Raw genomic sequence first — 13124 nt, 5'->3', positions numbered from 1 at the left:
GTTTGACAAAAATCCAACTGCTACCAAATTCTTATCCTTGGTTTTACGTTTATCTGATAAAAATAATTAATATTGTATGTTTTTTAAATAATTTGTCATGAAAAGATTTAATATAATCTTTTTTAATTTATTTCTTTATCTGTTTTTGTTTTCTTTTATTAATATTTCGGGGTTTGCCCAAAACACGGATTGGAAAATTCAATACGAGCCAGCCAAAGTATTTATTGAGAATAAAGGCCAATTTCATATATATGGCTCCGAAGAACCTGTTCTTTTCGCTTACGATAACAGTTCCAGTGTTATTTATTTCACCAAGAAAGGCATAACATACAGTTTTATTAAACGCTGGCGTGCAGAAAAACGCGAAAAGAAAAGAGAAATGAAAATTACTTCCGTTGAAGAGTGGAAAATGAAAGAATTGGAAGTAACGGCTATGGATCATGTTACAGATGTTGTTGAAATGCAATGGGAAAATGCAAACCCTGACGTTGAAATAATTGCTTTAGAAGAAACACCGGATTACTATAGCTACTCACTGAAAGGAAGCGGAGACAAGGATCTCAACATCAATTTTATAAAAGCATTTAAAAAAATCATCTATAAAAACCTCTACCCGAACGTTGACGTTGAATATATATTTCATCCTGAAGATGGAATTAAATATTCAGTGGTGCTTCATCCCGGAGCTGACTTGTCGAAAATCAAAATGAATTACTCCAAACAACCGACAGTCATTGATAACGAAATTCATATCCCGACTTTATTCGGAGACATCATAGACCATGCCCCTCTTACATTTTACGAAAACAATCATTCGGAAATCATAACATCCCATTTTAACCTGGATGGCAGTACAGTATCTTTCTTTACATACCCATACAATATGTCTAGAAAGGTTATCATTGACCCCTGGACACAAACACCCAGCCTCCCGAATTCGAACGGAGTTTGGGAAACCGAAAGAGATGGCGCCGGTAATGTTTATATCATCGGAGGATGTATGCCTATGAAGCTCTTAAAATATAATGCCTCAGGCACATTACTCTGGACATATATAACTCCCTATGATACCGCAAATAACTGGCTTGGCACTTTTGCTACCGACCTTGCTGGTAATAGTTTTGTTACTTCAGGCTCCATTGCCAAACTTCAAAAAATAAGCACTACCGGAAGTTTGCTGTGGAATTCACCCATGCCTTTATTTAATACCGATGAATACTGGAATATTGCATTTAATTGCGACCAGACCAAGCTGATCATTGGCGGAACTACCGGAAGTATGATTGATTTGTATGGAGCTATCTTTGACATTAATACAAGTAGCGGCGCTGTTTTAAATACTCAGATTGTTGGTTCAAATTTTATGTGGGCAATTCCACCAATTATTGAAGAAGTCAGGTCAATAACTTCAAGCCGTAACGCCAGGTATTATTTTTTAACATTGGACACCATTGGAGCTATTGATGATGACTTTTCCGCCTGCGGTTCTACATCACCTATTATTTTCAGACACAACAGCGGATACAATTTGGCTTATAAATGTGAAACATACCGCCCGAACAATGGAAATTCCGGCATTATGTCAATACGCGCTAACCGATATTTTGTTTACACTCAAAACGGAACTCATATTCAGAAACGCTCGTTGATTGACGGGGCTGTTATCACCGAGGCATCGATACCCGGGGGATTATCAACAGCATCATTAGGCAGAAATCAGGTTGGAAACAGCGGAATTGATATTGATGAATGTGGCAATGTTTATGTGGGTTCAGGAAATGCCATTGTAAAATATGATGCCGACCTTAATTTAATAACTTCTATACCTACATCATATAAGGTATCGGATGTAACGGTAACCGATGGAGGTAACGTTTTTTATTGCGGAACAACCGGAGATTATAATACCGTAAACCGTACCGGCTATTTACAATATAGCAATATGTCAACCTGCGACCCCATGACACTTTTCTGCTGTGACGCCAACATTTGCCCTGTCGGGCCCTTATGCGATACAGATTCTCCGGTAACTTTAGAAGTAAGCTCTTCTGGTGGCTCCTGGAGCGGGACAGGTGTTTCAGCCGGCGGGGTTTTTGACCCTGCAGCAGCCGGTATTGGAACTCATACAATAACATATACGCTGCCCTGCGGCGAAAGCGCTGTTGAAATTACAGTCATCGGTTGTGCTCCATTATATGTTTGTGCCGAAGGCAATGGAGATATTACAGTATCTGCTGGCTTTGGGCCTTATACCTGGTCAGAATACCTCCCGGCATCAACAACACCAATCACAAATCAGGCAGAATGCCAAGCATGCGGTTATACCTGGATGCCTTTTGTTAATCAATGTATGAATGGCATTATCCCTGTAACTGAATGTGCATCTCCTGCTGGTTATTATACCTTTGCAACTGGAAACACAGTTACTCCAACGGGTAATTACCCCATTCAGGTCGTTGACATTTACGGAAATTCCTACACAATTACAGATTATTCATTGCTACCCGATTGCGGTGCCTGCCCCACTCTGAATATCATGGCAACAAATATTGTAAATGTTTGTGCCGGGGAAACGAATGGAAGTTTTTCGGTTTCTACCAGTGGTGGAAATTCTCCTTATGATTATACATTATTAGATGGTGGAGGAAATACTGTTGCAACTTATATTAATATCAGCGGCGCACAGGACTTTACAGGTCTGGGTGCTGGAACATACACACTGAATGTGATGGATAATATCAGTTGCCCGGGTTCAATAACTATTACTATTTCCGAAGTATCATCACCAACACCGGTTATTACAGGCCCCACTTCATTCTGTTCCGGTTCATCGGCAACACTTAATGCCGGAAGTGGTTATACATCATATAATTGGTCAACCGGTGCCACAACACAGTCAATTACAGTTACTACAGGAGAAACTTACTCTGTTACGGTTTATATAGGGTCAGGTTGTTCCGGGTCAACCTCAGTAACTATAACCGAAAATGCCAGTCCAACACCCTCTATTAGCGGCGAATTATCCTTTTGCCCGGGAAGTTCAACTTCACTGGATGCAGGGAGCGGATATGCCAGTTATCTTTGGTCCACTAGTGAAACATCGCAAAGCATTATTGTGAATACTGCAGGAATTTATTCTGTAACTGTAACAGATAACATAGAATGTACCGGAGCCACCAATGTTCAGGTTGTTATGACACAAAGCATTCCTGTTGACGTTTCTGCCTCCCCACAAACAGTTTGCCCTGGAAGCCCTTCGACACTCACTGCTGCCGGTGGTGATACCTATGAGTGGAGCACAACACCTCCTCAAACAGGGGAAAGTATTACTGTGAACCCTTTAACAACAACAACTTTTTCTGTTATTGCTTCTACCGATGAAGGATGTACAGGCTCTGCTACCATTACCGTAATTGTGGATTCCGTCCTTAATATTACATTATCATCAACAACATCAAGCTGCGGTGTTGATGATGGGACAGCCACTGTGAACCTTGGTGGTAGTGGATATACTTATTATTGGGACACCGACCCTCCACAAAACACACAAACAGCAACGGGCCTGGGTGAAGGAACCTATAGCGTCACTGTTACATATACGGGTTGTGTAGGTTATGGTTCTATATTTGTTGATAAAGAACCGCCTCCTACTGCTGCATTTTATACCAAACCCGATTACGTTGTTTTGTTTGAAAGTCCTGTATTTTTCTATGACCAATCCACCGGATATATTACAAACTGGTATTGGGATTTTGGCGATGGAAGTAACGCCTACGGACAAAATGCCATGCATGAATATGCAGATACAGGCTCTTATCCTATTATGCTGATTGTTAGTGAACCAAGCGGTTGTAAAGATACTGCGTATGCTACTGTTCATGTTAATCCCTATTTTGCTTTCTGGATTCCAAATAGTTTCACTCCAAATGATGACGACAGAAATGAAATTTTCATACCTCAGGGCAACGGGTATGATACTCAAGATTACTTTATGGTTATTTATGACAGGTGGGGTAGAGAAATATTTTATACAAAAGATGTCAATGAGGGATGGAACGGAACATACGAAAACAAATATGACTATACAAAATGCGTACAAGGCACTTATGTATATCTCATAAGGGTGAAAGACCTTGCCGGAATAAAACATATTTATAAAGGAATCGTAACACTGATACAATAATGCCACATAAGTATTGTAGCTATTCCTTTCCCCTCAAGGTTCTTCAAAATATCGTTTTCATGATTTTATTACAAAATTTTTTTTATGAATAGAAATATTTTAATTCTGTTCTTTATTTTTTTGTTTTCTAAACACTCCTTTTCTCAGGAATTTTATGGGGCTGAAGCCAGAAAAATAATTCCTGCTGCTGAAATACTAGCCAAAGACACATTGCTTGACATTCCTACATTTATACGATTTGCTAAAGGTTCGGAAATAAATTTTAAAGACATCCTGCCCTGGTTAAAAAACAACTTTCAAATCAGTTCCGATTTTGACCTGAAACTTCTGCGTTTTGAAAGGGATGAACTGGGATTTACACATTACAGGTATCAGCAGACTTACAAAAGCTATCCCATACATTCTAATATTTTTATTGTTCATGCAAAAAATGAATTGGTGGAATGCATGAACGGGCAGTTGTTCAGCAACCTTGACATTCCAACAGAAATTAATTTAAATGAAAATCAGGCACTTGATAAGGCCCTTGAATACGTTGGAGCTGAAATTTACAAATGTCAGATACCCGGAGAGAACAGCGTGTTAAAATATATCCTGAACAACGAAGAAGCAAGCTATTTTCCAAAAGGGGAGTTGATGTTGGTTCCTTCCGATAATAATTTCAAAAGCAACAATTACCGTCTTGCTTACCGCTTTGATATTTATGCGCATAAGCCGATGAGCCGGCAGTGGGTTTTTGTAGATGCCTCCACAGGAAATATTTTACTGACACTTGACCGTATTCACACGGAGAAACCTGTTATTCTGGCAAACGCTACTGGCAGCGCCGATACAAAATACAGCGGTACAAGAACAATAACAACAGATTATACCGGTTCTACCTACCGTTTACGTGAAACAGGCAGAGGTTTAGGAATTGAAACCTATGACCTTAACACAGGAACCAATTACACCAACACTGATTTCACTGATTCAGACAACAACTGGACAGGAATCAACGCCCAGCAGGATGAAGTTGCACGGGATGCCCATTGGGGAACTGAAAAGACCTGGGATTATTTTTATTACATACACGGGAGAAACAGTATTAACAACGCCGGTTTCAAGCTATTAAGCTATGTGCATTATGATAATAATTATGTGAATGCATTTTGGGATGGTGAGCGAATGACCTATGGAGATGGGGACAACCAAAACTCTCCATTAACTACCTTGGATATTTGTGCTCACGAAATAACCCACGGACTGACAGAAAACACTGCTAACCTCACATACTCCAACCAATCAGGCGCTCTAAATGAAGGATTCAGCGATATTTTCGGAGCCAGCGTAGAATTTTATGCAAAACCACCAGATGCAGATTATAACTGGACTATCGGAGAAGAAATCGGGGAAGCATTTCGCAGTATGTCGAATCCAAACCTATACGACCAACCCGATACTTATCTGGGAGATAACTGGTACTCAGGTCTAGGTGATAATGGAGGAGTGCATTACAACTCAGGTGTTATAAACTTTTGGTATTACCTGCTTTGCCAGGGTGGCTCCGGTACAAATGATAATGGAAATGCATACAGTGTTACCGGTATTACTATGGCCAAAGCTGAACGCATTGCATTCCGGACACTTACAGTATATCTTACAAGTTCTTCACAATACGCCAATGCCCGCACCTATTCCATTCAGGCAGCTCTTGACCTTTACGGAAGTTGTTCTCAGGAAGTTGAGTCAACCACGAATGCCTGGTATGCCGTTGGTGTCGGAGCAGCCTATGTGGCATCGCCTACAGATGCGGAGTTCTCAGCAAATTCGAGTAATCCGTGTTCATCAGCCCCCTATACAGCACAGTTTAATAATTTAAGCATTAATGCAAACTCTTACCTCTGGTATTTTGGAGATGGAACTACCAGCACTCTGGCTAGCCCTTCGCACACCTATACATCTAACGGTACATTTAATGTAAAACTGGTCGCCTATGGCGGCACATGCGGCACCGACTCAATTATTAAAAACGCGTTTATTACGGTTGGATTTAATACAACAGATGATACGGTTTGCAGCCCGGAAACAGCCACTCTGAATGCTTATGGCACAGGTACTATGAAATGGTATGATTCTCCCTCGGGAGGAACTTTGCTGGGAACAGGCCCAAGCTATACCACACCGGCGCTTAACATCACCACCAATTATTATGTCGAACAGTCAATAGTCCCTCCAAATGAATATGTTGGGAAGGTAAGTAAAGAAACCTCGGCTACCCTGCATACGAATAACAGCTATTATCTGGTTTTTAGCTGTTATACACCCGTCGTGCTTAAAACGGTTAAAGTTTATGCTGGAAGTACTGCAAACAGAACAATTCAACTAAAAAACAGTGCAGGCACAACCCTTCAGTCAGCTAATATTAATGTCCCGTCAGGTGAAAGCAGGATAACTTTAAATTTCAACATACCCGTAGGCACAAATATGAGACTTGCCACCGGCACATCAAATCCAAATATGTATCGTGATAATTCAGGGGTTTCATACCCATATAATTTAGATGGTAAGATTTCAATAACAGGAACAAATGCAGGTTCAAACCTTTATTATTACTATTATGATTGGGAAATTGAATCTCCTTCCTGCACCAGTTCACGCCAGGAAGTTACCGCAACGGTCAATCCATTGCCGGATGCAGCAGGGGCGATATCAGGCACAGCAAATGTATGCAAGGGGCAAACAGGAATAACATACACTGTACCGGATATTGCAAATTCATCAGCTTATACATGGACTTTGCCTTCCGGAGCAAGCGGCTCAAGCACCACCAACAGCATCACGGTTGATTTCGGACCTTCTGCGGTTTCAGGAAATATTACTGTTAATGGTATTAATGATTGCGGGCAAGGTACTATCTCAACATTTACTGTCAATGTATCAAATCACACTTCAAGCACAATAAACAAAACGGCTTGTGAAAGCTATACCGCTCCAGACGGAGTTGTTTATACAACCTCAGGAATAAAAACTGCTATCATTCCAAACAGCGCCGGTTGCGACAGTACCATAATCATTGACCTGACAATTAACCAAAATTCTGTAAGTAATATTTCTGAAACCGCCTGTGAAACTTACACTGCTCCCGATGGGGCCACTCATACAACTTCTGGTATCAAAACCGCGATGATTGAAAACGCCGCTGGCTGTGACTCAATTATAACTATTGATCTCACAATTAACCAAAAAACTACAAGTTCAATTTCTGAAACTGCATGCGAAACTTACACTGCTCCTGATGGAATAATCCACACTACATCCGGAATCAACACCGCTATTATCGAAAACAGCGCCGGGTGCGACAGCACCATCACCATCAATTTAACAATTAATATCGTTAATACTGTTGTGGAGCAAGAGGGGGAAACTTTAACTGCAAATGCCAACGCGGCATCATATCAATGGCTGGATTGCTTAGATAATTACTCTCCTTTACCCGGAGAAACCGCTCAAAGTTTTACTGCTGTATTGAACGGCGAATATGCCGTGGAAATAACTGAAAATAATTGCGTTGACACTTCCGCATGTTATTCAATACTTACGGTTGTTATTGATGAGCAACACTTCAATGCAATAAATGTTTTCCCGAACCCTTTTTCAAACGAACTTATAATTGTGTCAGAAAACAATAATGAATTAATAGAGTTTGAAATTTATAATTCTTTGGGGGCAGTAATCTATAATGGTAGTTTATTCCAAAAAACAATAGTGCAAACTGATTCTTTTGCCCCAGGTGTATACCTTCTAAAAATTAATAACAGCAAGGTATTTGAGTTTAAGAAAATAATTAAAGAATAGTATAATACGGTATCTCTAATAACTAAAAAAGCCTCGCATTTTGTGAGGCTTTTTTCGATTTCTGTGGTCCCACCTGGACTTGAACCAGGGACCACCTGATTATGAGTCAGGTGCTCTAACCAACTGAGCTATAGGACCTATTGCAACGAATGCAATTTTCTTGGTTTTGTGGCGGCAAAATTACATCTTTGTATCATATTATCCAAAAATTTTTTATGTACCCAAATATCAAAAATATTATTTTCGACTTCGGCGGTGTCATTATTGATTTTGACTTCCAACGCAGTATTGATGCTTTTATAAACCTCGGAGCCATAAATTTTCAGCAAAAATATTCACAGGCCAATCAATTAAAAATATTTGACAGGCTTGACACTGGAGAAATAAGCCAGAAAGGTTTTATAAAGCAGCTTAAAGAGCTTTTACCCTCTTACGTGAATAACCAACAAATCATGGATGCCTGGAACGCCATTCTGATAGGCATACCTGAAAAACGCATCCGGCTGCTGGAAAAAATAAAAAAACATTACCGTATTTTTCTTATGAGCAATACCAACGCCATTCACTACCCCATTTATAAAAGAGAATTACAGGAAAAATACGGGTACAATAACTTGTCTGATTTGTTTGAAAAAGTATATATGTCCTTTGAAACACACTTACGAAAACCCGATATGCGTTTTTTTAAACTTATACTTACCGAAAATAACTTAAATCCTTCTGAAACGCTTTTTATTGATGACTCTGAACAAAACCTCCCACCTGCAAAACAACTTGGCATGCAAGCCCTTTGGCTAAAAGACAAAGAAATAACTTCCTTTTTTGACAAAGGGTTATTAAAACCTGAATGTTTGGAGTGAACTTATTTTTTTTCTTTCAACACCAACTGAGAGGTAAACACAAGCTGAGAGCTTTCTGAAACCAGAAAACAACCATAAAATGTTACATCACCTGTACCTGCTGTAGGAGCTTTCCATTTGAAACTCCATGATTTCTTCCCTCCGCTGGCAAGCGAACCCTGGTTGGTGTGGGTAATGTACTTTCCTTTTGACAACAGTTTTGTTTCATTGCTGTTGGTCAGGATTAACTCTCCAAGCAGTTTTCCCGAAGGGTTCTGTGGTGAAATTTCAAAACCTATTCGGCTTGTACCCGCCGAACCCGATGCGGTGGCAGTAATCGTGTAAACTTCTCCCGGAACATATTTATTGTCAGTAGCATTTGAAGTAATCATGCCTTCTTTGGTTTTCAGAGTGGCGCTATGGCAAGCCAGGCATGTTTTCACATCGGCAGGAGAACCTGTTTTTGCCGCCGGGGCTCCGCCCGGATATGAGAATAACTGTATGCTTAAAAATCCTACAGCAAAAACAAGGGTGATAAAAATAGCAATTAAAGATTTTTTAGTCATGGGTTTTTAAATTTAATTATCAAATATACTAAATATCTTTATAATGCAATAAAATTTCATTTAAAATGTCAGAAATTTCTGAAAACGACAAACAAGTCACAAGTTTCATGCGAAATTTTTTAAAATCCGGAAAAGTTCGGAAATATCCGCCATAATGCTTACGCATTTGAAGGATAGCTGTTTTTTCACTTTTTTCAGCGATAGCTGAAGTAAGGTGTCTTCTACAGGTTTCTATACGTTCATCCACTCTAGGGGGAGACAGTAAAATGCCTGTTTTGAGATAGTGCTTTATTTCTCGAAAAATCCATGGATTTCCTATGCTTGCCCGGCCTATCATGAGACCATCAACCCCATAACGGTTTTTCATCTCAAGAGCTTTTTCAGGGCTGTCCACATCACCATTGCCGATAATAGGAATGTGCATCCGCGGATTGTTCTTCACTTCTCCTATCAATGTCCAGTCGGCTATGCCTGCATACATCTGAACTTTTGTCCGGGCATGAATTGTCAATGCACTGATACCGCAATCTTGCAGTTTTTCGGCTAATTCCACGATAAGGAGTTTCTTTTCGTCCCAGCCAAGGCGTGTTTTTACAAAGACAGGCAGCGAAGTGCTTTTAACCACCACATCTACAATTTTAAGCATTTTAGGAATATCTTTCAATAAGGCAGCACCGCCACCTTTTTCAACCACTTTTCTTACCGGGCATCCGAAATTCAGGTCAATAAAATCAGGCTTATAATTCCCGGCAATTTTTACTGCTTCAACCATCGTATGCTCGTTATTCCCGAATATCTGTATCCCCAGAGGCCTTTCTTCTTCTGAAAAATGTAATTTTTTTAAACTTTTTTCAATATTCCTTATCAGTGCATCCGAGGCCACAAATTCAGTCTCCACTATATCCGCACCATTATATTTACATACCTTTCGGAAGGAGGAATCAGTAACATCCTCCATAGGGGCGAGAACTACTATATTTTCACTTAAAAACATTTATGCAAAATTATCGTAATAAAAGATAATTTTTTATACTTATTGAAGTAAAAACCTCTACAAAAGTATTTATTTAAGTGCTTAATATGCAACCTTTTGTTAATTTTAATTGTCTTTAATTTTGTTTTTCATAACTTTACATAAATAAACTCAATCATACATTTATGAAAAAATTTCATTATATTTGTTATAGTTTTCTTGTAACCAACCTATTAATTTTATTAATCACCCCCACAACCTTTGCACAGTTATCCGTCACACAAGGGACTGCGCTGGGAAAGACACCTATTCAACTGATACAAGATGTTTTGATAGGCAGTGGTATTACGGTTAGTAATGGAACATTTAATGGCAGCGCTGCAAATATCACTTCTGACATGATAGGAAGTTTTACTACTACTGGCGCAGCCACAACTCAACTTGGATTTACCGGGGGGATTATTTTAACTTCGGGTACTGCTGCATATGCCATTGGCCCTAATAATAATGCGGGGAATTATTCTAATCAGATGGGGACAGGTTCCGATGATGATTTACAACTTTTAATCCAAGGGTATTCGGTAAATGATAAAGCTGTTCTGGAATTTGATTTTGTCCCTATATCCGATACGGTTCGTTTCAGGTATGTTTTTGGCTCAGAGGAATTTGACGAGTATTGTAATTCAAACTTCAACGATGTTTTTGGCTTTTTTATCAGCGGCCCGGGAATTGCAGGCCCTTTTTCCAATGGCGCTGTCAACATCGCGCTGATGCCCAACAATCCGAACAATTATGTAACTATAGATAATGTCTGCTCCGCCGGCAGTACCTGGTCTTGGCTAAATACAGGAGGCCAATATTTTCAGTATGACAGGCTCACCAAAGTATATACGGCTCAGATTATTCTACAGGCATGTCAGCAATACCACATCAAACTTGCTGTAGGAGATGCAGGTGACCAAATATTCGACTCCGGAGTTTTTCTTGAAGAAAACAGTTTTATGTCCAACGGACTTTCTTTCTCTACGTCATATACTTCAAACATTGATACTGTTGCAGTTGAAGGATGCAACAATGCCATAATAACCTTCCACCTTGGGCAACCTGCAACAGAAACTATTGTAATTCATTATACCATTGGTGGCACAGCCATTGAAGACATTGACTATCCAGCCGTACCTGACAGTCTGGTGATATACCCCGGGGACACTTTAGTTTATTTTGAAATTGACCCCATTTCCGATGGTATAAATGAAACCCCAGAAACAGTTGAAATAATTTACGTTAATACTGCTTGCGGAGGACTTGATACGATTACCATTATCATTAAAGATTATCCACCTTTATCAACGGTTATGGACCCAGCTTATGTTCATAGCTGCAATGGTGTTCCTGCCTATATTGGAGTTATTGTTTACGGAGGATTTTATAATGACGGCCACCCCATGACTTATGAATGGAGTGATTATGCGGGAAATACCCCGTATGTAACTGTTAACCCCACCACACCGAGTATGTATTATGTAACCGTAAACGACGGCTGTGGTTATCATACCATCGACAGTGTAATGGTTAGCATCAGCAACCTCACATCACAGATAACTCAGGTGGATTCTGTTACCTGTTACGGCTATACCGATGGCTCTGCAACTGTAACAGGTTACACGGGACTTGAACCCTATTCTTATTCATGGTCTGACGGTACAAATATTTTTGGAACAAATAGCTCCATGGGAAATCTCGGGGCAGGGCAGTATTTTGTGACAGTTACTGATGATATTGGCTGTACGGCCACAAATTTTGTTATTTTAGAACAACCGCCTCATGTTATACTCACATTGAACTCCTTAGACCAAACCTGCACAGGGTATTGTAACGGCACTATTTCAACTTTGTTAAGTGATAATTATTCACCGCCCGTTAGTTATGCATGGAGCAATACATCGCAGACAAGTGCAAATGTTATTAACCTTTGCCCGGGTGGCTACACGTGCACGGTGACATATTCAGCTCATAATTGCTTTGTTGTTGAATCGGCAAGCATATCTACACAAACTCTTATCAATTCGGAAATTATAAGTAATCCATATCCCCCCGAGGGGTATGTTCCCTTTGAGGTTCAGTTTACTTATTTTGATGATATTTCTGGTCCTGGTTCAATTACGTACCACTGGGATTTCGGTGACCCGTCTTCACCCAATAACATTTCTACATTACAAAATCCTCCTCCTTTTATCTATAATGATATGGGCGATTACATGGTTATACTTGTTGTTTCCAGCGGCCCACCAAATTTCTGTGAAGATGCCGACACTCTTTTGGTGCATGCATTAATACCTTCAGAAATTAAAATACCCAATGTTTTCACTCCTAACGGAGATTCCTATAATGATGTCTTTCAGATTGAATCGCAAGGTATACAGAGCCTGACGATTTCTATTTTCAACCGTTGGGGTAAAAAAATATTTAACAATAACTTTATAGACTTTTCTGTTGAAATGGAAAAGAAAGACGTTTGGAACGGGACAAGCAACAGTGATGGAGTTTGTGCTGATGGAACTTATTTTTATATCATTGAGGCCGTTGGTTACGATAAAAAAGAATATAATTTTAACGGAACTATTACTCTTTTAAAATAAATTATTTTTTTACTGGCTCCCATTAAAGTAATCCGCCAAATATCGGATTAGCAAACTTTCATAAATTTTTGATTTTATTTCATGCTT

General features: G+C 39.6%; 6 protein-coding genes and 1 tRNA gene. 4 read left to right on the top strand and 3 right to left on the bottom strand.

All coding sequences use genetic code 11. The annotated features are described in order from the left end of the window. The first annotated feature begins 97 nt into the window (after positions 1-97). The gene (locus M0R16_00740) at positions 98-4183 is read left to right on the top strand and encodes a gliding motility-associated C-terminal domain-containing protein (GenBank protein ID MCK9611410.1); all 4086 of its coding nucleotides are present in this window, start codon (positions 98-100) and stop codon (positions 4181-4183) included. A gap of 84 nt (positions 4184-4267) precedes the next feature. Next, the gene (locus M0R16_00735; GenBank protein MCK9611409.1) at positions 4268-8020 is read left to right on the top strand and encodes a M4 family metallopeptidase; all 3753 of its coding nucleotides are present in this window, start codon (positions 4268-4270) and stop codon (positions 8018-8020) included. Positions 8021-8084: 64 nt separating this feature from the next. Here the strand turns inward: M0R16_00735 and M0R16_00730 are convergent. Further along, positions 8085-8158 (bottom strand) — tRNA-Ile (locus M0R16_00730). A gap of 77 nt (positions 8159-8235) precedes the next feature. On the opposite strand from M0R16_00730, the gene M0R16_00725 reads away from it, so the two are divergent. Then, a complete protein-coding gene (locus tag M0R16_00725; protein MCK9611408.1) occupies positions 8236-8880 on the top strand; it encodes an HAD family phosphatase in 645 nt (214 codons plus the stop codon). Between the two features lie 2 nt (positions 8881-8882). On the opposite strand, the gene M0R16_00720 is transcribed toward M0R16_00725, so the two are convergent. Together M0R16_00720 and dusB are read right to left on the bottom strand one after the other, a co-directional pair. After that, positions 8883-9425: a Reeler domain-containing protein gene (locus tag M0R16_00720; protein ID MCK9611407.1), complete on the bottom strand. Its 543-nt coding sequence runs from the start codon at positions 9423-9425 to the stop codon at positions 8883-8885. A gap of 28 nt (positions 9426-9453) precedes the next feature. Then, a complete protein-coding gene (dusB, locus tag M0R16_00715) occupies positions 9454-10419 on the bottom strand; it encodes a tRNA dihydrouridine synthase DusB (protein ID MCK9611406.1) in 966 nt (321 codons plus the stop codon). A 164-nt stretch (positions 10420-10583) separates the two neighbouring features. On the opposite strand from dusB, the gene M0R16_00710 reads away from it, so the two are divergent. Continuing rightward, positions 10584-13037 carry a choice-of-anchor L domain-containing protein gene (locus M0R16_00710; protein MCK9611405.1) on the top strand — a complete coding sequence of 818 codons (2454 nt, stop codon included), beginning with the start codon at positions 10584-10586 and terminating at the stop codon, positions 13035-13037. Positions 13038-13124 lie beyond the last annotated feature (87 nt).

It is taken from the genome of Bacteroidales bacterium, from assembly GCA_023228145.1.
GTDB lineage: Bacteria > Bacteroidota > Bacteroidia > Bacteroidales > CAIWKO01 > CAIWKO01.
Note: the sequence above shows the minus strand (reverse complement) of the source record. Positions and strands in the feature narration are given on the sequence as shown.